Origin of the sequence: Neorhizobium sp. NPDC001467 (assembly GCF_050275975.1) — a bacterium.
Lineage (GTDB): Bacteria > Pseudomonadota > Alphaproteobacteria > Rhizobiales > Rhizobiaceae > Neorhizobium.
Genome location: NZ_JBNNPS010000001.1, coordinates 533,843 through 557,672, shown reverse-complemented (window position 1 = coordinate 557,672; position 23,830 = coordinate 533,843). Strand labels below are relative to the sequence as shown.

Here is a 23,830-nt window from a genome sequence, read left to right as displayed (position 1 = left end):
CCTTACGCGCGCTCAGACTTACTGAAATCAGGGCGCCTTGCCGGATGCGGCGATGTTGTCGAGCATGATCTGCGCGCGGGCAGCGACGGGGCGCGGCGCATCCGCAGCATTGGTGATCTGGGTAAACCAGTCCTTTGCCTGTTTCATGTTGTCGGCTTTATAGGCGGCAAGGCCCAGTACTTCGCGGGCGGAATGGCGCAGCGCCTGCCCGTCGCCGCTCAAAACTTCGGCCTCGGCGGCCACCTGCTCATAGCCGGCCGTATCGACCATCAGGAAGGCTGCGCGCAGCCGGGCAACATCGCGCACCAGGGCAGGCACGCCATTGTCCTTGGCAATCATCTGGAAACCCGCGATGGCGGCCGGCTTGTCGCCCTTTTCCGCCTGAAGTGCCGCCACCCGCAGCTTGGCCAGAACCGGGTACGAACCGCTTGCGTCCTTTTCGATCTCGGAAAGCGCCGCAATGGCCTCGTCATTCTTCTGGTCGCCGGCAAGATCCAGCGCCGTGACAAAGCGGTCGCCCGAGGCCGACGCATTGTTGGAGTGCCAGTATTCATAGGCCCGATAGCCGGCGACGGCGATGACAAGAACTGCGGCCGCACCGATGAAGATGCGGCCAAAGCGTTTCCACGCCTTGTTCATCTGCTCCGAGCGCAGTTCGTCATTCACTTCGCGAATGAAGCTATCGTCGTTATGTGCCATGCCAGTCTCCGGCCGCCGGGCCCCTGAATGCGGAAAGACCGCCTTCTAGCGCATTTTGCCGATGATGTAAGGCCCTTCCTGCATTTCACGAAAGCTTGTTAACGCCGAACCGGCAGTATGGGGTCGCCGGACGGTGGCATTTTTGTTTGCGCGCACAAAGCTTCGCCGCAATCTCGACGCAGAAGCGCTCGCAAGGTTTCCGTTCCGAAAATGATTTTCGACAGGTTTTTATGTTCCGCGTCCCTTCCGTCGTCGCTCGCGCCCTGCTTGCCGTCCTGCCCGCCGCATCTCTCGCATCTACCGCTATGGCAGGGGATAAGCCGAAACAGCTGCTGCTGATCTCGTTTGACGGCGCCGGCAATAACGATCTCTGGCAGCGCAGTCGCGATATTGCCAAGCGCAGCAACGCGCGTTTCACCTATTTCCTCTCCTGCACGCTCGTCATCGATCGCGCTTCGGCAAAGACCTACCAGGGTCCGGGGCAAAAGCCCGGCCGCTCCAATATCGGTTTCGCCCAGACAAAAGAGGAGGCCCGCATCCGGCTTGGCCATGTCTGGCAGGCGCGCCAGGAAGGAAACGAGATCGCCAGTCACACCTGCGGCCATTTCGACGGCGGCGAATGGACGACGCAGCAGTGGATGCAGGAGTTGACGACGTTCCGCACCGTTCTTGCCGATGCATGGCGCGCCAATGACGCCGGTGACCAGGAACCGGCCGGATGGCAGGATTTTGTCAGAACCGACATTCGCGGTTTCCGCGCACCCTATCTCAGCCAGGGCCCGGCCTTGATGAAAGCCGAGCGGGAGGCCGGTTTTGTCTATGATGCGAGCCCGGTGACGAGAGGCCCGGAAGTGCCGAAGGAAAAGGACGGCGTTTTCCGTTTCGGCCTGCCGACCATTCCGGAAGGTCCAAGGCAGCGGCCGATCATCGCCATGGACTATAACCTCTTCATCCGGCACTCGGCCGGCATCGAAAACCCCAGCCGCTCAGCGGAATTCGAGGAGCGTGCCTATTCCGCCTTCAAGACAGCCTTCGACCGGCAGTATGAGGGCGAGCGCATTCCGCTGCAGATCGGCCTTCATTTCGTGGAAATGAATGCCGGCGCCTATTGGCGGGCGATGGAACGGCTCGTGACCGAAGTCTGCGGCCGCGGCGACGTTGCCTGCGTCACCCATTCGCAGGCAATTGCGATGCTTCCTCAGCCGGAAACCACGAAATCGGCCGGACTGCGTCCAGTAGCGCCCGCCACCACCCCGTCCTCCGGGCTGTAACCACGGGAAGACCATTTCCCAGGCAGCACCGCAACGTCATGGCATGCGCATGACCAGAGCAGGCCACAAAGTTTTGCCTGCTGGAGCTTGCCTTCGCGGTCTTCGCCACAGTCTCTCCCGGCACGCTCACGATCTTGGTCGACATCCGGGCCGGCGCCGCGATGCCGCAATGGCCGTTTGCGTCGTTGCGAATATACGCCATGCGCAAAACAAAGCCGCGCCGGGCTTATCGCCAGACGCGGCCAGAACGGTCACATCCTGTGGAGTGGTCGTCAGGTCGGCTTGTTTGCCGCGAGCTCGCCGCCCTCTGCTTCGCGCTGCAGATAATGCTGATCGATCACCGGCAGGGGCGCATCATCGATGGCAGCTTCGAACGCCTTGAGGCGCTTGTAGATCGACAGCAGTTCGACAATGGTTGTCCACGAATTGATGAGATATTGGAACGAACCGCGCACCTGATCGAAGACGTTGCCGATCTGTGTGAAGACACCGAGCGTCACTTTGCCCGCGGCAATGGACGGGATCAGCACGACGAGACTGAAGATGTTATCGGCCTGCAGATAGAAAATGCGGGCAATGTTGAAATACAGGTAGTGGAAATAGAGCCGGAAATAGTTCTTTCGAACGTTCGCGAACAATTCCGCCATGGTGGCAGGCTGGGCCCGGTCCTCGTGATCCTCGCCATAAACAAGTTCCTTGCGGTAGGCCGCTTCAACCCGCTGGTTGCGAAATTCGAGCCCGGGCAGCCTGATGCCGACCAGCGCCAGAAACCCGGTGCCGAACAGCGACCAGACAACGGCCGCCCAAACAAGGGCGTGCGGGATTTCACCGATGATCGGAAGTTCCGAAATGGTTTCCGAAAAGGTGAAAAGAACCGGCAGAAAGGCGATCAGCGTCATGATCGAGCGGACGAAACCGACGCCCAGCCCCTCGACGGTGGATGAGAACCGCATCGTATCTTCCTGAACACGCTGCGATGCGCCTTCGATATGGCGCAACTTGTACCAGTTCGCCATGTAGAATTCGTTCATCGCCGTGCGCCACCGGAAAATGTAGTGGCTGACGAAGAACAGGTTGAGGACACCGACAGTGACGGCGAGGAACAGGATGCCAACGACACCGACCAAGCCCAGATACAGCTGCTCTGCGGTGACGGGCGCAGTTTTGGCAAGCGCCTGCTGGATGAGGTCGTAATAGGGCCCATACCAGGCGTTCAGCGCCACGCTGACCTGCACGGAAAAATAGGTCGCGAAGATAATCAGCGCGCTGCCCAACACGGACCAGTTCTGCCAGCGATGCGGCGCGAACCAGAACCAGAACGCGGCAAAAATCGCCGTGGCCGCGGCATAATAGAGGTAAAACCACAAAAAGGGGGTCGACCAGAACAGTGCGATGCCGATCGGCGGCGCATCACCCTGGGGCGCGCCCAAACCGATCAAGGTACCTAGTTGAGAGCCTCCTAAATACCAGGAGACGATTACGACCATCGCCCAGACGAAGGCCGAGATAAAGAACAGTTTAGGGCGGGGGAAGAAGGAGTGGAACACGGAGCGACGGCTTTCCTGAGTTCGAATCTGATGATGGTCGCGGCGACCATAAGCGCGAAACTAAGGCAAGTCCAAGAAGGCGGCAATGGCCCACCCGGTTTGTTACCTAATTGTAAGGAAATGGGTTTTCGCGCAATTGCGGGGAATGATCGCGTGACGGGTGGGCGGAATCGCGATCGTTTCCCGCCGCCTCCCCGTGGCGTCCCCGGCTGCCGTCAGCTGCGCAGAAACGCGTCCGAAACCGAGGTCAGACGCACCCCGAGCGTATTGCCCGCCCCCCGCATCACATCGTGGGCCACGTAGGCGCTGAGATCGAGCCAGATGCCGCCATTGAAACCCTGCCTTTGCGGCGCGGCATTGGTGATGTGGAACGTGTCGGCATCGGCCTGCCTGGCAACCGAAGGGCTTCCCCAGCTGGGATCCTCGCGCCGCGTCATGTGACCGCGGCTGAAGAGCCCCGCCCCTTGCATGTCGACGTAGCCAAGGGCAAGGCCCAGCCGCGGATTGCCCCTCATTCTGGGAATGGCCTGTGGCTGCAGCCGCTTCACCGCCCGGCTCGACATCGCCTGCGCCGTCAGCGAAAGGCTGCTCATCTGGTTAAGGTCTCACCGCTTACCCTCAGCGGAACGGCGAGCGCGATGGCAGCGACAAGCGCGCCGGCGGCCAGAAGCGAAGGGGCGGTAAAGCTGCCGGTGCGCTCGGCGACGAAGCCGGCGACCAGCGGTCCGAGGATCTGGCCTGCGCCAAAAGCTGCAGTGACGACGGCGATCGCACGTCGCGGGCTGTGCGGTGAAAAGCGACGGGAAAGCTGCAGCCCGAATGCCGTGATGACCATGAAGGTGGCGCCAAGAAGCAGACCGCCGACCAGTGTGCCCGCCACCGGTGGCAGTTCGACCGAGGCAACGACCCCGACAAGAAGCAGCACGATCGCCGCGAGATACGCACCTCCCAGACCCAGCCGGCGGACAACCGGGCTCCAGGCGAAGGGCGAGATTGCTGCGGCACAGCCGGCCACGCACCAGACCATGAACTCGACCAGCGCGCCGGTATGGCCCATGCGGGCAATGGCGACGAGAAAGGTGGCGGTAATGACATAGCCAAAGCCGTAAAGACCGTATGACACGGCCGTCAGGGTAAGCGGCGCGCGCCAGACGAGTGGCGGTTCGGCCTGTGCCACAGTATCGGCCGCGGGTCGGGGCAGATAATGCCGCACGAAGAAAAAGATGGCGAGCACGATGACACCGGAGGCGAACCAGTTGGCGCGCCAGCCATGTGCGGCATCGCCGCTCAGTGCGTTAAGGACAAGAACCAGAACCGACGACAATGCGATGCCGGCACCCACGCCGCCGAAATGCAGCTTGCCGATTGCCGGCCGCGACACCGCATGCAGCATCACGATCGACGAAGTAAACAGCATGGCGAGCGCGCTTGCCATGCCGCCCATGAACCGGATGACGGTGAAGGCCGCAACCGACGTCGTCAACCCCATTGCCATCAGCAGGAGCGCACTGGCGAAAATGCCGAAAAGCGCGACGCTGCGTTCACGCCCTGCCGCCCAGCCATAAGCCGAAAGAATGGCGCCCAAGAGGTAACCGGCGAAGTTGCCGGCCGCGATCGTGCCGCTGTCGGCCGCCGAAAGCGGAATGCCGGCGATCATGCCCGGCAGGATCGGCGTATAGACGAAACGGCCGAAACCCATGACGCCGGCCATGGTGACGGCGCCCGCAAGCCCCACCGAAAGCGATGATGAAGAAGAGGAGGAAGAAGACATACGGCGGCTTATTGCACCGCCCTTTGCGGCTGACAAACCACAAATTCTGATCGCTGCAATCAGCGGAACGCCGCCTCTGGCGGTTCCCGCCCAATCGTCAATTCGGCAGGGTCAGGATGATCGGGCCGTTGCGCGTCACCACGATCGTGTGCTCGTATTGCACCGTCGGCGCGCGCGGATCGCTGTAAAGCGTCCACGGATCGCCATTGCCGCCATCCTCGGCCCAGGTGCCGCCCAGCGACAGGAACGGCTCGATGGTGAAGACAAGCCCCTCCTCCATGATGCGGGTCTCGTCCGGGTCGGGCCAGGTGGAGACTTCCTTCGGCTCCTCATGCAGCGAGCGGCCGACGCCGTGGCTGGCAAGGTTGGAGATCAGCGTATAGCGGTTCTTCTGCGCGAATGCGCCGATGGCGTTGCCGATGCCGGCGATCGGCTTGCCGGTCTTGACCTGCTGCAATCCCGTCCACAGCGCGCGGCGACCGTCGCGGCAGAGCTTTTCGATTTGCCGGCTGACCGGCGGCACGGCGAAGGACGAACCGGTATCGCCAAAAAATCCGTCCTTCACCGCCGAAACGTCGATATTGACGAGATCGCCGGCCTGAATGCGGCGGTCTCCAGGGATGCCGTGCGCCACTTCCTCGTTGACGCTGATGCAGGTCGCGCCGGGAAACTCGTAGCAGAACTCCGGCGCCGACTGGGCACCGTTGTCTTCAAGCACCTTGCGGCCGATCAGATCGAGTTCGCGGGTGGTGATGCCGGGCTCCAATGCTTTCGCCATGGTCTCGACGGCGACGGCGCAAAGCTGCCCGACGGCCTTGAGCTTCTGCAACTCTTCTTCGGTGGAGATCACCATGCGTGCGTTTTTCCTATCATCGTATCCACCGCGTCGCTCATCCCGGCTTCCGGCGCGCGCTCAAGCGGCCGGTTTCGCCCCATCTGCCGATCCGGTCAATTCCTTTCTGACCAGGGGCGCGACTTTCGTTCCGTATAGCTCGATGCCGCGCATGATCTGCGCATGCGGCATCGCACCGATCGCCATCTGCAGGAGAAAGCGGTCGTTGCCGAACAGACGATGGGCCGCAACGATCTTTTCGGCCACCAGTTCGGGCGCGCCGAGGAAGAGATTGCCTTGCGGGCCGCGCGCCGCATCGAAATGCGCCCGGTTGGTCGGCCCCCAACCCCGTTCCCTTCCGATCCGGTCCATGACCTGCGCCTGCGGCCCGTAAAACTGGTCGGCAGCGGTCTCGGTCGTATCGGCGATGAAACCGTGCACGTTGATGCTGGTCTTCAGCAGCGCGGCATCCTGACCGGCATGGCTGGCCGCCTTGTGATAGAGATCGAACAGCGGCTTGAAGCGCCGGTATTCGCCGCCGATGATGGCAATGGCAAGCGGTAGTCCCATCGCCCCTGCGCGGGCCACAGATTCCGGCGTGCCGCCGACGGCGATCCAGATCGGCAGGGTCTGCTGCAACGGGCGCGGATAGACGCCACGGCCGTTGATCGGCGCCCGCAGCCGGCCTTCGCTCCAGCGAACCACTTCCTGTTCGCGAATGGCCAGAAGCAGGTCGAGCTTTTCGGAAAAAAGCTGGTCGTAGTCGCCCAGGTCGTAGCCGAACAGCGGAAACGATTCGATGAAGGACCCACGCCCTGCCATGATTTCCGCACGGCCGTCGGAAAGAAGGTCGAGCGTGGAAAATTGCTGAAACAGCCGCACCGGCTCCTCCGAGGAGAGAACCGATACGGCGCTCGTCAGCCGGATGGTCTTCGTTCGCATGGCGGCCGCCGCCAGCACGGTCGATGGCGACGAGACAGCGTAATCGGCGCGGTGGTGTTCGCCAAGCCCGAACACGTCGAGCCCGACCTGATCGGCAAGCTCGATTTCCTCAAGCAGGTCTTTCAGGCGCCGATGCGCTTCCGCGCCCTTGTTCGCCGCATCAGGATCGACATCCGCAAAGGTATAGAGACCGAGTTCCATTCGTTCGCAATCCGTTGTTCGTTCCTCTCAGATAGCGACCGGCAGGCTTCAGGACAAATCGGAAACTTTCGAACGCATTCTTCGAACATGTCGATGGGTCGGCCGGCCGGCATGACGGGGACAGCTGTTGTGGCAAAAGCCGTCCGGTTCCGCTGGCCCTGCCTGCCCCGACCACCAGGGGCACCGCGGACGCATAGGGAGAGGCTTCGGCAGGTTTCAGAGGGTCCGCGCGATATCCGCCATCTGGCCGGCGACCGTGCCCCAACCCTCTTCGAAACCCATGTCCCGATGCCTTTCCATGTCTTCCTCGTTCCAGTGCAATGCGGACGCTGTATAGCGGCTACGGCCGCCACCCAGATCCTCGAATTCGATGATGCCCGTCATGAACGGCTTTTCCGCCGGCTCCCAGGCTCTGGTGTAGGCGTCGGTGAAAACGATCTTCCGGTTCGGCACGACCTCCAGATAGACGCCGGTATTGGGGATTTTCTGGCCATCCGGTCCTTCCATCAGAATATAGCTTTCGCCGCCGCTGCGCAGATCCAGACGCGCTTCGGTGACTTTCCACGGCAGCGGGCAGAACCACTCGCCATAGCGTTCGGGCGTCGCCCAGACCTGAAAAAGCTTCTCGACCGGCACATCGAACTCGCGGACGATCTGTAACTGATATCTGGCGCTCATGGCGTCCTCCGGCGTTTGAAACACGGCGTTTCCAATCTCTACCTAGGACGCGGTGAGCCGGCCGGAAACCGCCAGGGCAGGACATTTTTCACCACCGGATCCGGGTACGGTCTCGACCGTGGCCGCAGGGGGAGAGACGGGAAGTTAAACGCGTCGATATCCGACGTCCACCCGAACTCCAGCGGGCCTCGATAACCCGTCTTCGCCGCCGTTCTGGCCGTCCCAGGGAGATCCGGGCCGCGAAACGACGGTGGGGCCGGACCGTTTCCGGTCCAGCCCCACTCGCAGCTTCAAACGAAAAGGTCCGCGTCGGATCAGACGGCGCCGCGGGTTTCCACGTAGAGCGCGTAGACCGAATGGCTGGACGCCATGTAAAGGCGGTTCTTCTTCTTGCCGCCGAAAACGAGGTTCGGGCAACGCTCCGGCAGCTTGATGAAGCCGATGGCCTTGCCGTCCTTGTTGAAGATCTTGACGCCGTTCAGGTCTTCCGGCTTGGCACCGGCGGCACCGGACGAACCCCAACCGCACCACAGGTTGCCATCGACGTCGACCTTGAAACCATCAAGGCCACCATTGTCTTCGGCGGTGATGAGCGCCTTCTTGTTGGAGACCGTCTTGCCATCCTTTGATACGTCATAGGACCAGACGATGCGGAACGGCTGTGCACGGCCTTCAACGACGTAAAGCTTCTTTTCGTCTTCGGAGAATGCGATGCCGTTCGGGCCTTTCAGCTCGTCGGTGATGAGCGTCAGTTCGCCTTCGGGAGAGATCCGGTAGACGGAATGCGGCAGCTCGGCCTCCGCCTTTTCGCCTTCCCACATGCCGCCGATGCCGAACGGCGGGTCGGTGAACCACAGCGAACCATCCGACTTGCAGACGATGTCGTTCGGCGAATTCAGCTTCTTGCCCTTGTAGTTGTCGGCCAGAACCGTGATCGAACCATCATGCTCGGTGCGGGTCACGCGGCGGGTCAGGTGCTCACACGAGATCAGGCGGCCCTGACGATCGCGGCAATGACCGTTGGCATAGTTCGAGTTGGCGTCGAAGACGCTCCAGGTCTCGTTGGTCTCGTCGAACTTCATGACGCGATTGTTCGGGATATCGCTGACCAGCAAGTACTTGCCATCACCGAAATAGACCGGGCCTTCGAGCCAGCGGGCGCCGGTGGCAACCTGTTCCAGCGAGGCGCTGGCAACACGGTATTTGGCAAAGCTCGGGTCGAGCACCTGGATGGCCGGATCCGGATAGATCGGGCTGGGCGTGAAGCTGATCGCCTGTGCGGAGGCAATCTTGGTGGTGACGGCGGTCGCGGCGGCAGCAACGCCCAGCGACATGATATTACGGCGGGAAATGTCCACGTTCAAAGGTCCCTCAAAACGGATTTTTGATTTCATATCAGTTTGCCCCCGTGCGTGAGGCAGGCAAAATCATGGCCCTGCCGGGATCTACCGACGCACCTCCCGCACTGCAACAAACAGCTGGTTGCCTATTGCCCGGATGGTTACGCGCAGATGAAAATCAGGCGAGAAAGAGGCAGGTATCAGCAAATTTTCGAAAATTGTCGCGAGCAGCGCCAAGTGTAAGATTTTCTTATGACAATGCACCTATTTCTCGCTTCAAGGACATTGCGATCGGTCAGGTCGCCGCGTGCGCATGATGCGTGCCGTCTTCATCAGACGACTCCTTAATTCTGTTTTTCGCCACGCGCTATCCTCCCTCCCCGCGTGCTTCTGAGGCTTTCCAATGCTCAAGAATTTGAAGATCAAGACAAAGTTTCTGATGGCCATCGCCATCCTTGCCGTCATTTCGCTTGCCGGCCTTCTCTTTGTGACCCAGCGCTTCAGCGCGGCCAACCAGTCCTATTCAAACTTCCTGCATCACGAGAGCACGGCCGCGACCTTCGTTCCGCGCGGTGCCGCCGGCATGTGGACGGCAACCACCTGGCTCACCCGTGCGCTGGCGCAGGATCCGCAGTCGCCTGCCTTCAAGGATTTCGCAGAGCGTTTCGGCAAGGAAATCACCGGTGCCCGCGGCCGTCTGGCGCAGGTTCCGGGCCTCGTCCCCAGCCGTCAGGCCGCCACCGATGAACTACTGGCCGGCGCCGACAAGCTGAAGGGCATTGGCGACGAACTGCTGAAGGCACACGTTGCCGGCGACAATGCGCGCGTTTCCGCGCTCGAGTCCGATCTCGACAAGGCTATCGTTGAACTGTCGCCCAAATTCGGCGCGAGCAACGGCGCCATGGCAGACCTGATCAAGAACGGCGGCGATGCGCTGTCGGCCGAGGTTTCCTCGACCATCCAGTTCGCCATCATCGGCATGCTGGTCGGCATCGCCGTTGCCATCGTTCTGGCCCTGACGATCGCCCAGAATGGCATCACCGCTCCGATGGCGCGTCTGCGTGAACGCATGGCGTCGCTCGCTGCCGGCGAAACCCGCGAAGACATCGACGGTCTCGACCGCAAGGACGAAATCGGCCAGATGGCAGAAGCCGTCGCCGTGTTCCGTGACAACGCCCTGGAGCGCCAGCGCCTGGAGCAGGAAGCCGAAGACAACCGCAGCCTGTCGGAACAGGAACGCATCGACCGCGAAGCCGCCAAGGCGCGTGAGGCCGCAGACGTCAAGTTCGCCGTCGAGAGCCTTGCCGAAGCACTGTCCAGCCTCGCAGACGGCAATGTCTCGCACCGCATCGAACGTTCGTTCGCAGCTTCGCTCGACGGCGTCCGCAACGACTTTAACGCCTCGGCGTCCAAGCTTCAGGCAGCGCTTGAAGAAGTCGCCGCAAACGCCCGCAGCATCGAAGCCGGTTCCGGCGAGATCAAGTCGGCCGCCGACGATCTGGCCAAGCGCACCGAACAGCAGGCCGCCTCGATCGAAGAAACCGCCGCCGCTTTGGAAGAAATCACCACCACGGTGAAGGACGCCGCCCGCCGTGCACAGGAAGCCGGCGCGCTGGTTGCCCGCACCCGTCAGGGCGCCGAAAAGTCCGGTGAAGTCGTTGCCAACGCCGTCAAGGCGATGGAGCAGATCGAAAAGTCTTCGGGCGAGATCGGCAACATCATCGGCGTCATCGACGACATTGCCTTCCAGACCAACCTGCTCGCGCTCAATGCCGGTGTCGAGGCCGCACGTGCCGGTGAAGCCGGCAAGGGTTTTGCCGTCGTCGCCCAGGAAGTGCGCGAACTGGCTCAGCGTTCCGCAAACGCCGCCAAGGAAATCAAGACGCTGATCACCGCCTCGAACCAGCAGGTCCAGAACGGTGTTCACCTCGTCGGCGAAACCGGCAAGGCGCTTGAGACCATCGTCGGCGAAGTCCAGGAGATCAACCGCAACGTCAACGCTATCGTTGAAAGCGCGCAGGAACAGTCTTCCGGTCTCCAGCAGATCAACACCGCCGTCAACTCGATGGACCAGGACACCCAGAAGAACGCCGCCATGGTGGAAGAGCAGACGGCAGCAAGCCACGGTCTCGCCCGCGATGCCGCAGCGCTCAACGCCCTGCTCGCCCAGTTCAAGCTGTCGCATGTCCGCATGCAGCAGGTTGCTTCCGCTCCCCGCTCGGCCGCGCCGCAGGCAGCTCCGCAATCGGCTCGCCCGGTTGCCTCCCCTGCCCGCAAGCTGGCCAACAAGGTCGCGACCGCCTTCTCCGGCAATGCCGCGCTGGCCGTCGACACCCAGACCAACGACTGGCAGGAATTCTGAGTAAGACATCCGGCGGCCTGTCCGCCGGAGGACTGATCTGAAACGAAACGGCCGCAGGATCTGTCCCTGCGGCCGTTTTTGTTCTGGGGGTGCGACGACGCGGTGTTCAGGCGTCCGGCACGTCCGCCTTGGCCGAACGGATGCCGAGCCGATATTCCCGCCAGACCGTGAACAGCCCCGCTCCGACGACGATTGCAGCGCCGATCGCCATGTTGAGCGTCACCGTCTCGCCAAAGACCGCGACCGCCACGGCAACGCCCATGACGAGCTGAAGATAGGTCAGCGGCTGCACCTCGACGGCGCTCAACAGGCTGTAGGCCTTGATCATGAAGTAATGGCTGGTGGCGCCGCAAATGCACAAAGCAGCCATCGCCGGCCAATCCTCCAGCGCGATTGGTGTCCAGTAGAAGGGCCCGACCAACGTCGCGAAGGCCGCCCCTGCGACGCCTGCGTAAAACACGCTCGTCAGCGCAGAATCGTCCCGGCTGACGGCGCGCGTCGCGATACTGTAGAGCGCGAACATGAAACCGGCGGCAAGCGGCAGCAGCAAGCGGATATCGAAATGCACATCCGTCGGATCAAGGATGATCAGCACGCCGACAAGGCCTGCCCCAAGCGCCAGGCCGCGCCGCCAGCCCACCGTTTCGCCGAGAAGGGGCACGGACAGAAGCGTGATGATCAGCGGCGTCGCCTGGAAGATCGACTGGGTCATTGCAAGACCCGCGATCGTGAAGGATATCACCACCACCACGACCTCGCTGACCAGCAGCATGCCGCGGACGACCTGCAGAAGCGGCCGCCGTGTCACGATGGCGCCACGCAGCCCACCGGGAGAGGCTGCGGCCATCAGCGTTACGAACACCGCAAACGCCCAGAAACGGATCATCGTCACCATGATCGGCGGGTATTTGTCACCGAGCAGTTTTGAAAACGCGTCCTGGCCTGCGAAAATAGTGATGGCGAGCAGGACGTAGAGATAACCTCGTGTTTTGGTATTCATGGTGTTTCGCTATTCATCGGTTCTGGCGGCTCCTGTAGGGTGCAGGTCGAGGCGGTCGCGGCCGGTTTGCGCCTTGCTACGGGTGCGATGGATAGTGACTCAGCTCCTACAGGTTTTGGCGTCATCAGGCCAGTTTGTCGCACGTTTCTGGCCCTGACCATGTACCGCATCCCGGGGCTCAGGCCACGGCCCGGTGTGCAAACCGCAACCACGGCCGTGACGGCCTACGTGAACCATGCCGATGCGTTTGAAGACCGGCACAAATCTTTTGCATCCTCTTTGAGGGAACAAACGCCCGGCTGCGTCGTTTGCACGCCGTGATGGTCCGTCGCGACTTGGCTTGGGAGCCGCGGCTGGAGTGTTCGAACAGCAAGGCATTTGCCTGTCACGATACCCGAGAGGAAAAATCCATGAAGACATTCTCCCCCGCAGCCGGCACCGCCCTGGCTGGTATTTTTGCAGCCGCTCTGACGCTCGGCGCGACCACGGCCGCCCGCGCCGCCGATGCGGTCGAACAGATTCCGGAAGCGCCGATCGCCGTCGAAACCGCGCCGGTCTTTACCTGGAGCGGCCCCTATGTCGGTCTGCATGGCGGTTATGGCTGGGGTAACGGTGACTTCAGCGCCGCGCCCGGCGGCTTTTCTGAAAATTTCGATGGTGGCCGTTTCGGTGGCTTTGTCGGCTATAACTGGCAGATGTCGAATGGCTTCGTGGTCGGCCTTGAAGGCGACTTGAACTACGACTGGAACGAGGAATCGGTTGGCGCCGGCACTGATGTCGAGACCGGCTTCTCTGGTTCGGCCCGCGCACGTCTCGGCTATGCTATGGACCGCGCGCTGCCCTATATCGCAGGTGGCTGGACCGCGACGAACATCGAAGCCAACACGCCGGTCGGCGATGCCGACGACACGCTGCATGGCTGGACCATCGGCGCCGGTGTCGACTATGCCTTCACCGACAACATCTTCGGCCGTGCGGAATACCGCTACAACGACTTCGGCAGCGGCGATCTTGGCGGCGTCAATGTCGATTTCGACCAGCATGTCGTCAATGTTGGTATCGGCGTGAAGTTCTGATCGTCACACGATCGATAATCGCAGGGGCAGCGGAAGCCATTCCGCTGCCTTTTCTTTTGCACGTCTTTTTGGCGAGTCGGGCGGAACGGCCCGATACCCATCCCGCGTAGGTGACCGCATCCTGGCGGGACACCTTATCACCGCGCCAGGCGAGATGCGCTACCAGCTTCCGGAAAGACCGTTGCCGGCAAGCGCAACGACCCTCGACACACCATCGCGATCGCTGAGCGACAGCGAGGCCGGCATCTGCCTTGGTGATTTGCGGAACCATCCCGCCGCGATGGAGGCGAGATCACCGATAGCGCCCTGGCTGTGCCAGTCTGCGAACCGGCGCGACATCGCCGCAGCTTCGGCCTGATAGTAGAAATCGCCTGATTGCGTCAGCTGGTTGATATCACCCGCCATGTCCGTCAACGGCCGCTGGAACATTCTGGCCGGCAGGTTTAGATCGGGCGCCGTCTGCGGAAAGGCCGGCGCCATGAAATCAATCGCCCAGCCTTCGGCCTCTACCCAGCAGTGAAAATGATCGCCGGCGCCGGTGACGAACCCGTCCTCGCGGTGGTCGGCGAACAGCATCAGCGTGCCACCGAGATTATAGGCGGCCAGACCGCCTTTCGGTTTCGCCTTGATCTTGAAATTGTGTTCGAGAATGAACGCGCCGAAAGTGGAGAAATACATGCTCGCCGTCGCCGGATCGGCGTTATTGGCGCTGAGCAGGCTGTGGATCACCTTGTAGATGCGGTGGTAGTCGCTCTGCTTGATCAGCATGTATCTTGCTCGCTCGTTTCAACTCGCCCGGTGAGTATGCCAGTGCGCCGCGGATGTAAACGCCGACGCAGAACCGGACGGCAATCGCAGGGCGCCCGGCCCGCCTCGCCTCAGCATGTCAAGCACCTTCCACTTTCGCGGTGTCGTAACAACATTGCGTCACTGATCGGTGGCATGACATCGATTTTGGCCCTGGCAGCCTTGCGCGGTGTCCGAGAACATGTTTACCACGAAGAAGGCGGCGACGATCCACCGCTTTTATCCCAGACTGTGCAAAGCCGGTTTTTCAGATTGTGCCGGATAGCGTCCGGCGCACCTACGGAGCATGTCTTGACCGAAGAAATACCAGCGAAGCGGCGCTTTTGGCCGAGGCGACCGAGAACATGGCCGGTCGCATTGCGCTGGTGCGCCCTCCTGATCGGATCGGCTGTCTTCGTCTCCGTTCTCGAACTCATGCACCTGCCGGCAGCACTTCTGCTGGGACCAATGGCGATGGCGGTGTGGATGGCGACGTTGGGGGCCGGCGTGCGCATCGGCGCGCGTGGCTTTACCGCCGCCCAGGCCGTCGTCGGCATGCTGATCGCCAGCAACATGCCGCCCTCGCTGTTCAGCGAACTCAAATCCGACTGGCCGATCTTTGTCATCGGCGTCCTCTCCACCGTGATTGCGGCAGCCTTTCTCGGCTGGCTGATGGCGCGCACCCGGCTTTTCCCCGGCACGACAGCCATCTGGGGGTCCTCTCCCGGCGCCGCCGCCGCCATGACGCTGATGTCCGCCGGCTATGGCGCCGATATGCGGCTCGTTGCCTTCATGCAGTATGTCAGGGTCGTCTGCGTCGTCCTTGCTGCCACCATCGTCGCGCGTTTCATGGGCGTGACCACCGTCGAGGAGCAGGCCACGATCTGGTTTCCGTCACTCGACTGGATCGCCGTTGCAGCAACGGTCATCGCCGCGCTTTCCGCGGCATGGGTGGGTCTGCGGCTGAAACTGCCAGGCGGCGCGCTTCTTTTGCCGTTGGCGGTCGGCATGGTGCTCAAATTTTCCGGCGTCATGCCGATCGTGCTGCCGCCATGGCTGCTGGCGCTCAGTTTTGCCGCGATCGGCTGGGGCATCGGCATGCGCTTTACCCGGGAAGTCGTTGCTCATGCCGCCCGCGCGCTGCCGCGTGTGCTGGTTTCGGTTTTTGCGCTGATCGGCATCTGCGGCTGCTTTGCCGCAGGACTGGTTCATTTTGCCGGGATTGATCCCCTCTCCGCCTATCTGGCCACCAGCCCCGGCGGTGCCGATAGCGTTGCCATCATCGCGGCCTCGACCAACGTCGATGTGCCCTTCGTAATGGCCATGCAGGTGACGCGGTTCATCTTCGTCGTGATTACCGGACCCGCCACGGCCCGCCTTCTGTCACGCAACAGCCCCGATGCCCGCATATCCTGACACATGCTCCTATCCGGCATTTTATTAGATAAATCGAATTTTCTAGGACAGTCGCGCGAACCCGTGGTATTTTAAGGGGCGGCCTGATTTGCGAACGCATGGCACGGGGAGGCTTTTGCTATGGACGCGGTTGTCAGAGTAGATTTCGAGCTGAGATGGAGCATGCCGGTCTACGTCCTCGATGATGACGGGGCCGAACAGCCGATCTTCGGACCCAAGGGCGCTTTGCGCTACCTGCGTGATTGCGCCGGCAAAGGTCCGATCGACGAATACAGGCTGGCCATCAATGCCTGCGAGCGTTGCCTGAACCAGGAAATAGACCGGGCGCTGGCGCGAGCCTTGTTCGTCAACGCCTATACCGATTACGCCATGCTGCGTCTGTGACGGCTGCCGATAGAGGCCGGCAGCCGGACGACGCTCGGGACTAGGACAGCCGCTGCGGCGAATAGCCGGCACCGCGGATGGCTTCTTCCGCCTTTGCGGCGTCGCCCTCGATGGTCACGCGATGGCTGGCGAGATCAATGCTGACGGCAGCGTCTGGCAGGGCGTTTCCGAGCGCATTGCGCACGGTTTTTTCGCAGTGACTGCAGGTCATGTCGGGTATGGTGAAGACGGTGATCATGTCGATCGTCCTTCCTGAAATGGTAAAGAGGCCGGGCTAACGTCCGCATCAGGCCTGTCGCCCGCCAGGTCGTCGAGGATCGGGCATTCGGGGCGGTGGTCGCCGCCGCAGCAATGGGCAAGGTTCTTCAGCGTCTTCACCATGCCCTGCATCTCGGCAATGCGGCGTTCCAGATCATCGATATGCGCCGTGGCGATCTCCTTGACCGCAGCGCTTGAGCGGCTACGGTCCTGCCACAATTTCAACAGCGCTTCAGTCTCCTCCAGAGAAAAGCCCAGCGAGCGGGCACGCTTTACGAACCGCAGCACATGCACCTGATCCTCGACATAGATGCGGTAATTGTTGCCGCTGCGGGCCGCCGGTGCAATCAGCCCGATATCCTCGTAGTAGCGGATCATCTTGGCCGAAACGCCCGACGCCTCCGCGGCTTGTCCGATATTCATCTTACGTCTCCAATCCTTACCGTCTTCAGCCGCAATGCGTTGGCAAGCACGAACGTGCTCGAAAGCGCCATCGCGCCGGCGCCGAACATGGGCGAAAGCGTGATGCCGAAGGCCGGATAGAACAGTCCGGCGGCCAGCGGAATGAGTGCCACATTGTAACCGAACGCCCAAAACAGGTTCTGGCGGATGTTGTTCATCGTCGCGCGGCTGATGGCGATGGCGCCCAGCACGCCGGCAAGGTCGCCGCCGACCAGAACCACGTCGGCGCTTTCGATCGCGATATCCGTGCCCGTGCCGATGGCCATGCCGATATCGGCCTGCGCCAGTGCCGGCGCGTCGTTGATGCCATCCCCGACAAAGGCAAGCTTGCGGCCGCCCGCGCGAAGTTCCCGGATCGCATCCACCTTGCCCGCAGGCAGGACATCCGCCACCACCCGCGCAATGCCGACCTGCGCGGCAATGGCTTCTGCGGCGCGGCGATTGTCGCCCGTGACCATGACGACGTCGATCCCCTCGGCCTGCAAGGCGGCGAGCGCCGCCGCGCTCGACGGTTTCAACGGGTCCGCAACGGCGATGATCGCCGCAAGCCTGCCATCGATCGCGGCATAGAAGGGCGACTTGCCCTCGCCGCCCAGCCGCCGCGCGGCATCCGCAAAGATCGAAACCGGCAGACCCAGCGTCTCCATGAAGCGCTCGGCACCAATGGAAACGTCTTTTCCATCAACCCGTGCCGACAGGCCGTATCCGGTGACGGATCGAAAGTTTGCGACCGCGCCGAACGCGAGCCCTCTGACCTTCGCCGCTTCGAGAATGGCCTGTGCGATCGGATGTTCGGACCGGCTTTCCACCGCTGCAAGCAGCGCCAGAACCTCGTCGGCGTCGAAACCGTCCGCGACGACCAGATCCGTTAAGGCCGGACGCCCCGTCGTCACGGTGCCGGTCTTGTCGATCACGACGAGATCGATACCGGAGAGGGACTGCAGCGCCTCGCCCTTGCGAAACAGAACGCCAAGCTCCGCCGCCCGCCCGCCACCGACCACGATCGAGACCGGCACGGCAAGCCCCATCGCGCAGGGGCAGGCAATGATCAGCACCGCCACCGCGCTGATCAGGGCATGGGTAAGCGCAGGCTGCGGACCGACGAGCCACCAGACGAGAAAGGTTGCCGCGGCGATGACCATGACCGCCGGTACGAACCATGCCGTGACCCGGTCGACCAGCGCCTGGATGGGCAATCGCGCGCCCTGTGCCTGTTCCACCAACCGGATGATCCCGGAAAGAACGGTGTCGCCCCCGACTTTTTCGGCACGAAAACGCAGGCTGCCGGTGCCGTTCACCGTGCCGCCCGTGACCTTTGCGCCGGCCGCCTTCTCCACGGGCAGCGGCTCGCCCGTCATCATCGCCTCGTCCACATGCGAGCGCCCATCGATCACGACGCCGTCGACCGGAATGCGCTCGCCGGGCCGAATGACGACAATATCCCCGACCGCGACCTGCGCCGTGGGAATATCGGCCACCTCGCCGTCCCGCTCCACACGGGCGGTTTTGGTCTGCAGCCCCGCAAGCCTGGCAATCGCCTCACCGGTACGCCCGGTGGCGCGGGCCTCCAGCATACGCCCGAACAGGATCAGCGTAACGATCACCGTCGCCGTCTCGTAATAGACATGGCGCGCATCGATGGGCAGCAATGTTGGCGCAAAGGTCGTGACCAGCGAATAGCCATAGGCCGCGAGCACGCCGAGGGCGACCAGCGAATTCATGTCGGGATGGCCGCGCAGCGCCGGCAGGCCCAGTTGCAGGAAGCGCCGGCCGGGCCAGAAAATCACGAGCGTCGCCAGTGCGAAGTACCCGTAATGCAGGATCTGCGGCCCGACCGCCGCCAGCAGCCAGTGATGGAAGGGTGCGTAAAGATGCCCGGTCATTTCAAAAAGAAAGAGCGGCAGCGTCAGCACGAGGCTGATAACGAAATCGCGCCTCAGGAGAATTTCATGTTTTTCACTTTGATCGGCATCAGATCCCGTCACGCCGCGAGATGCCGCCTTTTCCGCTGAGACCGTTTCCTCAACCTCCGTCCGCGACGCCGTTCTGGCCTCGTCCGAGACCCGCCGGACCGGCAAGGCGCCCGGCGGAATTTCGAACCCGAGTTTGTGGATGGCCGCGGACAGTGCTTCCGGGTCGAAACCCGCACCCGTCTCGATGGTCAGCTTTTTCGTGGCGAAATTGACGGTGCTCTTTTCCACCCCAACCACTTTGGCAGCACCGGTCTCGACCCTGCGCACGCAGGAGGCGCAGGTCATCCCATCGACAGGGATGGTCAGGACATCGAATGGCGTGACGGATGTATTGGTCGGAGCAAAGGTGGTTTTCATGGCGAACTGGCATCCTTTCGCCACCTCATGTAGGCCTTCCCATCATGGGAAGGTCAAGGGCCGCCCTGGATAAAATGCCACTCGCCGCTCTGAGCAGGCGGACTGAAGGACTGCAGGTCAAGACGACATCCGCTTGCGCACGTCGTCAATTGCCGCCTGGCCCGGTGCCAGGCGTGCTCAGCCCCGACAGCAACAGCACGAGTTCCGCCTGCCGTGTGGTGCCGGTCTTGCGCATGATGCGCTTGAGATGCGACCGCGCCGTCTCCACCGAAACGCCCAGTGCGGCCGCCACCATTTCAGGCGTCTGCGCAAGCGCCATGCCGCGCGCGACACGTGCCTCCGCCGGCGTCAGATCGAACAGGCCGCACAGAACCCGCATGTCCGGCGGCCCGACCTGCGCGACCTCGGTGACGGCAAGCAACGCCATGGCGCGCGAGAAGATGTCGCGGGCGGCACGGCGGATCGGCAGAAGATGAGCGATCAGCGGCGGCGCACCGTCGTATCCGGGTATCGGGACGGATTGGACCGTGGGTTGCGCCTGCCCGCGGTAACGGGCAATCGCATCCTCCAGCAGCGCGCGGGCGCCAGGATTGTCGACGATCAGCCGATTGGCGGCAACGGTGCGAATGCGCGGCGTAAGAGCGTCAAGTTCCGGGTTGGTGACGAGAACCTGACCTGCATCGCCGATCACCGCGGCCGGCAGGCCGAGCATGGAAAGCGTCTGCGTCATCGAGCGCGCTTCCTTGAACGAGAGCCGGGAGGCCATATAGGCCGCCCGGGCGATATCCGGTTTCAGGCGATTGAGCGTCTGCAGGTCGTCGACGGAAAAATGCGCGAGCCCGAAGGCCCGCATCAGCGAGATGACGACGATATGCCCGGTCGGCTCCTGAAACGCGTAGCCGGCCTCCCATTCCATGCCGTGCGGATGGATGAAATCCCGATTGATCGCATCGCCGGCATATTCCTCCGGCGTCATCAGATCGGTCGTGCGGGCAAACGAGAACGGGAACCGTTCCATCGCCCGGATCGGGCGCAGATTGTTGAAGCGGTGCTCGCTTTCGATGAAGGCGCCAAAAGCATCGGCGATATTGGACGTGGTGACGAAACGGTGCTTGCCGAGCGTATCAACGGTGAAGATCGAGGCCGTGGAAGACCCGACGGTGGCCGCCAGGGCGCCACAGGCATCCTCCCACATTTCGGGGATCATCGCCGCCTCGTAGAGACGATCGGCCAACGTGTCTTCAGCCCTCATGACCTTTTCCGCGACGCGCCGGATCTCGAACCGTGCCGGCTCCCTATGCACGGTTGTCTTTCTAGCACGACACACGTCAGCAATACATCGCTAAATTGCCGGAGGCATCCGTTTGTTTCAACGGCTTTGTCCGGCCGGGTGCCGGTTCAGGCCTTTTCCCCAACATGCATCGGCCAGTCCACGAGATAGTCCTCGAAGTCATCAACATCGACCTCCGTCTCGCTGACCGTGCGACCCCTCGCCGAAATGCCGGCAACATGCACGGTTTCGCGGTCGCCGGAAATCAGCGGGTGCCACCACTTCAGGTCTTCGCCGTCGCGCACCAGCCGATAACCGCAGGTCGGCGGCAACCAGCCAATCTCACGCACCTCCTGCGCTGTCAGCTGAATGCAATCCGGCACGATCGCCTGTCGGTTGGGATAGTCGCGACAGCGGCAGGTCGAGCCGTCAAGCAGGCGACAGGCAACGGAGGTAAAAGCCACCGCCCCCGTGTCCCAATCCTCCAGCTTGTTGAGGCAACACAGACCACAGCCGTCGCAGAGACTTTCCCATTCGACGGGCGAAAGCTCTTCCAGCTGTTTCGTCTTCCAGAATTCATCGGCCATGATTTGTTTTATTTTCGCAACGCGGATCGCAAATAATTTACCCGGAAGCGGGACCGGCAGCGCGTCATATCTCGCCGGTCAACCTTTTATAAGCTAATGCTTCCTATGGGAGATGCTGGCCGCTTTTGATCCTTCCTAAGGGAGGCGTCAAGGCTCGGATAAAAAAACAGACGTGGGAGCGCCGGCGTGCAGAACGACAATGGCTCCGAAGAGAGCCGCAACACAGCCAAGGACGACGGATCTGAACAGGTCAGGACCGCCGAGAAGGCGAGGCCGCGCCGCAAGCGTCATTTTTTCCTGAAGCTCGACAGCTGGATCGACAGCACGGTATGGAACCTCGGCTTCAAGCTGGCGGAGACCTGGGAAGAGATCACCATCTTCTTCCGCCGTTTTCGCGTGCGCGGCTGGAAGCGCGTCGGCTTCGAACTGGCCGGCGAAGCAATGACGCTCGGCACCGCCGGGTCCGTCGTGCTGCTGACGCTTGCCCTGCCCGCATTCGAGGAAACCAAGGAAGACTGGCGCAATCACGGCGATTTTGCCGTCACCTTTCTTGATCGTTACGGCAATGTCGTGGGTCATCGGGGCATCATTCACGAAGATTCGGTGCCGGTCGACGAACTGCCCGATCATCTGATCAAGGCGGTGCTTGCGACCGAAGACCGCCGCTTCTTCGATCATTACGGCATCGATTTCATCGGTCTTGGCCGTGCCCTGTCCGAAAACGCCAGAGCAGGCGGCGTCGTGCAAGGCGGCTCCACATTGACCCAGCAGCTGGCCAAGAACCTGTTCCTGACCAACGAACGCTCGATCGAGCGCAAGATCAAGGAAGCCTTCCTGTCAGTCTGGCTGGAAGTGAACCTGTCGAAGAAGGAAATCCTGTCGCTCTATCTCGACCGCGCCTATATGGGCGGCGGCACGTTCGGCGCGGCGGCGGCGGCGCAGTTCTACTTCGGCAAGAACCTCACCGAGGTAAACCTTGCCGAAAGCGCTATGCTGGCCGGCCTGTTCAAGGCGCCTGCCAAATATGCGCCGCATGTGAACCTGCCCGCCGCCCGTGCCCGTGCCGCGGAAGTGCTGACCAACCTTGTGCAGAGCGGCATGATGAGCGAGGGCCAGGTCGTTGCGGCCCGCCGCAACCCGGCAACCGCCATCGACCGCGCCAAGGTGACGGCGCCCGACTATTTCCTCGACTGGGCCTTCGACGAAGTGCAGCGTCTGGCCGCCAGTGGCAAGATCCATCAGCGCTCGGTCATCGTGCGCACGACGGTCGATACAGGCTTGCAGCAGGCCGCCGAGGCCGCGGTGGAATCGGGCCTTCGCGAATTCGGCGAAAGCTACCGCGTCAAGCAGGGCGCGCTGGTGATGATCGAAAACGGCGGCGCGGTGCGCGCCATGGTCGGCGGCCGGGATTATGGCGAAAGCCAGTTCAACCGCGCCACCAAGGCGCTGCGCCAGCCCGGCTCGTCCTTCAAGCTCTATACCTATACGGCCGCCATGGAAAATGGCTTCACGCCGGAAACCATGATTTCCGATGCTCCGATCAGCTGGAATGGATGGTCGCCGCAAAACTATGCCCGCTCCTACAAGGGCAGGGTCAGCCTGTTGAACGCCATGGCGCAGTCGCTCAACACCGTCCCGGTCCGGCTCGCCAAGGAAAAGCTGGGGACCGGCGTGATTGCCGATACGGCCATCAAGATGGGCGTGGAAACGCCGCTTCGCCGCGACAAGACCATTCCACTCGGCACATCTGAAGTGACCGTGATGGACCAGGCCACCGCCTATGCTGTCATGCCGGCAGGCGGCCTGCAGTCGCGACGGCACGGCATCGAGCAGGTGATCAATTACGAGGGCGAGATCCTCTACGATTTCGCCCGCGACGAACCGCCGGCGCAACGCGTCGTGTCGCAGGAAGCCACGTCGTCGATGAACCGCATCCTGACGCAAATCCCGGTCATCGGCACCGCGCGGCGCGCAGCGCTCGATGGCGGCGTCGTCACCGCCGGCAAGACCGGCACGTCGCAAAGCTATCGTGACGCCTGGTTCATCGGTTTCACCGGCAATTATACCGGCGCGGTCTGGTTCGGGAACGACGATTTCACCTCGATGAACAACATGACCGGCGGCGCGCTTCCGGCCATGACCTTCAAGAAGCTGATGGACTACGCGCATCAGGGCATTGAACTCAAGCCGATCCCCGGCATCGAAAACCCCTTGCCGCACGGCAACCATGCCACCGGTCCGGCCGTGGCAGATGCTGGCCACAAGGCGGGCGACGTGCCGGCCTTGACGCGGCCGCGGACGTTATCGGCCGAGACCTCGCGGGTGCTGCGCGGCATTTCCGAGAGACTGAAGGGCGCAGGCCCGGCGGTGGCGGACATATCGTCAGGCGCGGGCGCAGAAACGGTCGCGGGGCCAGGCACCCCTGGCACGGTTTCCGACGCTGCTCCGCCGCACAGACCGCCGGCGAAAGTGACCCCCATCAAGCTGGACGCCAAGCCGTAAAACCCGGCTGCCAGCGTTCCCGTGCGAATGGCTTCATGACTTTCCGGGCGATTGACGCGTGCGCGGGCCAACCCGCTTGCGCGCCAGCCCGCAGGAGAGAAACGCAGGAAAGACAA

General features: G+C 62.3%; 21 protein-coding genes. 6 read left to right on the top strand and 15 right to left on the bottom strand.

The genetic code is table 11. The features are described from left to right. Positions 1–27: 27 nt before the first annotated feature. Complete coding sequence (locus tag ACQKKX_RS02870) at positions 28–699, bottom strand: tetratricopeptide repeat protein (protein WP_427568607.1); 672 nt, start codon at positions 697–699, stop codon at positions 28–30. Positions 700–929: 230 nt separating this feature from the next. On the opposite strand from ACQKKX_RS02870, the gene ACQKKX_RS02865 reads away from it, so the two are divergent. Next, positions 930–1,970, top strand: a complete 1,041-nt coding sequence (locus ACQKKX_RS02865; RefSeq protein ID WP_427568605.1) for a polysaccharide deacetylase — start codon at positions 930–932, stop codon at positions 1,968–1,970. 272 nt (positions 1,971–2,242) lie between these two features. Here the strand turns inward: ACQKKX_RS02865 and sbmA are convergent, their stop codons facing one another. From sbmA to ACQKKX_RS02830, 7 genes are all read right to left on the bottom strand, one after another. Further along, positions 2,243–3,517: a peptide antibiotic transporter SbmA gene (gene sbmA, locus ACQKKX_RS02860; RefSeq protein ID WP_427568603.1), complete on the bottom strand. Its 1,275-nt coding sequence runs from the start codon at positions 3,515–3,517 to the stop codon at positions 2,243–2,245. A 215-nt stretch (positions 3,518–3,732) separates the two neighbouring features. After that, positions 3,733–4,110 (bottom strand): DNA/RNA non-specific endonuclease, encoded by a 378-nt coding sequence (locus ACQKKX_RS02855; protein WP_427568601.1) that lies wholly within the window; start codon positions 4,108–4,110, stop codon positions 3,733–3,735. After that, a complete protein-coding gene (locus tag ACQKKX_RS02850) occupies positions 4,107–5,288 on the bottom strand; it encodes a YbfB/YjiJ family MFS transporter (RefSeq protein ID WP_427568599.1) in 1,182 nt (393 codons plus the stop codon). The genes ACQKKX_RS02855 and ACQKKX_RS02850 overlap by 4 nt, the downstream gene beginning before the upstream one ends. Before the next feature lie 97 nt (positions 5,289–5,385). Next, positions 5,386–6,141 (bottom strand): type I methionyl aminopeptidase, encoded by a 756-nt coding sequence (map, locus tag ACQKKX_RS02845; RefSeq protein WP_427568597.1) that lies wholly within the window; start codon positions 6,139–6,141, stop codon positions 5,386–5,388. A gap of 60 nt (positions 6,142–6,201) precedes the next feature. After that, a complete protein-coding gene (locus tag ACQKKX_RS02840) occupies positions 6,202–7,263 on the bottom strand; it encodes an LLM class flavin-dependent oxidoreductase (protein ID WP_427568595.1) in 1,062 nt (353 codons plus the stop codon). A 216-nt stretch (positions 7,264–7,479) separates the two neighbouring features. Further along, complete coding sequence (locus ACQKKX_RS02835; RefSeq protein ID WP_427568592.1) at positions 7,480–7,941, bottom strand: SRPBCC family protein; 462 nt, start codon at positions 7,939–7,941, stop codon at positions 7,480–7,482. 314 nt (positions 7,942–8,255) lie between these two features. Beyond that, positions 8,256–9,299, bottom strand: coding sequence for an SMP-30/gluconolactonase/LRE family protein (locus ACQKKX_RS02830; RefSeq protein ID WP_427568590.1), 1,044 nt, complete (start codon positions 9,297–9,299; stop codon positions 8,256–8,258). A gap of 385 nt (positions 9,300–9,684) precedes the next feature. Between ACQKKX_RS02830 and ACQKKX_RS02825 the strand changes: the two genes are divergently transcribed. Next, on the top strand, positions 9,685–11,643 hold the full coding sequence (locus ACQKKX_RS02825; protein WP_427568587.1) for a methyl-accepting chemotaxis protein: 1,959 nt from the start codon (positions 9,685–9,687) through the stop codon (positions 11,641–11,643). Positions 11,644–11,749: 106 nt separating this feature from the next. Here ACQKKX_RS02825 and ACQKKX_RS02820 read toward each other — a convergent pair whose 3' ends face one another. Beyond that, positions 11,750–12,643 carry a DMT family transporter gene (locus ACQKKX_RS02820; protein WP_427568585.1) on the bottom strand — a complete coding sequence of 298 codons (894 nt, stop codon included), beginning with the start codon at positions 12,641–12,643 and terminating at the stop codon, positions 11,750–11,752. A gap of 410 nt (positions 12,644–13,053) precedes the next feature. Here ACQKKX_RS02820 and ACQKKX_RS02815 point away from each other — a divergent pair, with 410 nt between their 5' ends. After that, positions 13,054–13,719: an outer membrane protein gene (locus tag ACQKKX_RS02815; protein ID WP_427568583.1), complete on the top strand. Its 666-nt coding sequence runs from the start codon at positions 13,054–13,056 to the stop codon at positions 13,717–13,719. A 159-nt stretch (positions 13,720–13,878) separates the two neighbouring features. Here the strand turns inward: ACQKKX_RS02815 and ACQKKX_RS02810 are convergent, their stop codons facing one another. Continuing rightward, positions 13,879–14,487: a DUF2026 family protein gene (locus ACQKKX_RS02810; RefSeq protein ID WP_427568581.1), complete on the bottom strand. Its 609-nt coding sequence runs from the start codon at positions 14,485–14,487 to the stop codon at positions 13,879–13,881. A gap of 396 nt (positions 14,488–14,883) precedes the next feature. On the opposite strand from ACQKKX_RS02810, the gene ACQKKX_RS02805 reads away from it, so the two are divergent. Then, positions 14,884–15,921, top strand: coding sequence for an AbrB family transcriptional regulator (locus tag ACQKKX_RS02805; RefSeq protein WP_427568579.1), 1,038 nt, complete (start codon positions 14,884–14,886; stop codon positions 15,919–15,921). A gap of 162 nt (positions 15,922–16,083) precedes the next feature. Further along, positions 16,084–16,305, top strand: a complete 222-nt coding sequence (locus ACQKKX_RS02800; protein WP_427568577.1) for a hypothetical protein — start codon at positions 16,084–16,086, stop codon at positions 16,303–16,305. A gap of 40 nt (positions 16,306–16,345) precedes the next feature. Here the strand turns inward: ACQKKX_RS02800 and ACQKKX_RS02795 are convergent, their stop codons facing one another. The 5 genes from ACQKKX_RS02795 to ACQKKX_RS02775 all read right to left on the bottom strand — a co-directional run bounded on the left by ACQKKX_RS02795 (position 16,346) and on the right by ACQKKX_RS02775 (position 21,212). Then, the gene (locus tag ACQKKX_RS02795) at positions 16,346–16,543 is read right to left on the bottom strand and encodes a heavy-metal-associated domain-containing protein (protein WP_427568575.1); all 198 of its coding nucleotides are present in this window, start codon (positions 16,541–16,543) and stop codon (positions 16,346–16,348) included. Continuing rightward, complete coding sequence (cueR, locus tag ACQKKX_RS02790) at positions 16,540–16,986, bottom strand: Cu(I)-responsive transcriptional regulator (RefSeq protein WP_427568573.1); 447 nt, start codon at positions 16,984–16,986, stop codon at positions 16,540–16,542. Before cueR ends, ACQKKX_RS02795 begins: the two co-directional genes overlap by 4 nt. Further along, positions 16,983–19,355: a heavy metal translocating P-type ATPase gene (locus ACQKKX_RS02785; protein ID WP_427568571.1), complete on the bottom strand. Its 2,373-nt coding sequence runs from the start codon at positions 19,353–19,355 to the stop codon at positions 16,983–16,985. Before ACQKKX_RS02785 ends, cueR begins: the two co-directional genes overlap by 4 nt. Before the next feature lie 145 nt (positions 19,356–19,500). After that, positions 19,501–20,607 (bottom strand): helix-turn-helix transcriptional regulator, encoded by a 1,107-nt coding sequence (locus ACQKKX_RS02780; protein WP_427568569.1) that lies wholly within the window; start codon positions 20,605–20,607, stop codon positions 19,501–19,503. Between the two features lie 146 nt (positions 20,608–20,753). After that, positions 20,754–21,212 (bottom strand): YcgN family cysteine cluster protein, encoded by a 459-nt coding sequence (locus tag ACQKKX_RS02775; RefSeq protein ID WP_427568568.1) that lies wholly within the window; start codon positions 21,210–21,212, stop codon positions 20,754–20,756. A gap of 297 nt (positions 21,213–21,509) precedes the next feature. Between ACQKKX_RS02775 and ACQKKX_RS02770 the strand changes: the two genes are divergently transcribed. Then, complete coding sequence (locus ACQKKX_RS02770) at positions 21,510–23,714, top strand: transglycosylase domain-containing protein (RefSeq protein WP_427569330.1); 2,205 nt, start codon at positions 21,510–21,512, stop codon at positions 23,712–23,714. Positions 23,715–23,830: the final 116 nt, after the last annotated feature.

Coding starts and splice junctions, on each gene's coding strand:
- ACQKKX_RS02870 (WP_427568607.1), bottom strand. CDS start 699: ATGGCACATAACGACGATAGCTTCATTCGCGAAGTGAATGACGAACTG.
- ACQKKX_RS02865 (WP_427568605.1), top strand. CDS start 930: ATGTTCCGCGTCCCTTCCGTCGTCGCTCGCGCCCTGCTTGCCGTCCTG.
- ACQKKX_RS02855 (WP_427568601.1), bottom strand. CDS start 4,110: ATGAGCAGCCTTTCGCTGACGGCGCAGGCGATGTCGAGCCGGGCGGTG.
- ACQKKX_RS02850 (WP_427568599.1), bottom strand. CDS start 5,288: ATGTCTTCTTCCTCCTCTTCTTCATCATCGCTTTCGGTGGGGCTTGCG.
- map (WP_427568597.1), bottom strand. CDS start 6,141: ATGGTGATCTCCACCGAAGAAGAGTTGCAGAAGCTCAAGGCCGTCGGG.
- ACQKKX_RS02840 (WP_427568595.1), bottom strand. CDS start 7,263: ATGGAACTCGGTCTCTATACCTTTGCGGATGTCGATCCTGATGCGGCG.
- ACQKKX_RS02835 (WP_427568592.1), bottom strand. CDS start 7,941: ATGAGCGCCAGATATCAGTTACAGATCGTCCGCGAGTTCGATGTGCCG.
- ACQKKX_RS02825 (WP_427568587.1), top strand. CDS start 9,685: ATGCTCAAGAATTTGAAGATCAAGACAAAGTTTCTGATGGCCATCGCC.
- ACQKKX_RS02820 (WP_427568585.1), bottom strand. CDS start 12,643: ATGAATACCAAAACACGAGGTTATCTCTACGTCCTGCTCGCCATCACT.
- ACQKKX_RS02815 (WP_427568583.1), top strand. CDS start 13,054: ATGAAGACATTCTCCCCCGCAGCCGGCACCGCCCTGGCTGGTATTTTT.
- ACQKKX_RS02810 (WP_427568581.1), bottom strand. CDS start 14,487: ATGCTGATCAAGCAGAGCGACTACCACCGCATCTACAAGGTGATCCAC.
- ACQKKX_RS02800 (WP_427568577.1), top strand. CDS start 16,084: ATGCCGGTCTACGTCCTCGATGATGACGGGGCCGAACAGCCGATCTTC.
- ACQKKX_RS02795 (WP_427568575.1), bottom strand. CDS start 16,543: ATGATCACCGTCTTCACCATACCCGACATGACCTGCAGTCACTGCGAA.
- cueR (WP_427568573.1), bottom strand. CDS start 16,986: ATGAATATCGGACAAGCCGCGGAGGCGTCGGGCGTTTCGGCCAAGATG.
- ACQKKX_RS02785 (WP_427568571.1), bottom strand. CDS start 19,355: ATGAAAACCACCTTTGCTCCGACCAATACATCCGTCACGCCATTCGAT.
- ACQKKX_RS02780 (WP_427568569.1), bottom strand. CDS start 20,607: ATGAGGGCTGAAGACACGTTGGCCGATCGTCTCTACGAGGCGGCGATG.
- ACQKKX_RS02775 (WP_427568568.1), bottom strand. CDS start 21,212: ATGGCCGATGAATTCTGGAAGACGAAACAGCTGGAAGAGCTTTCGCCC.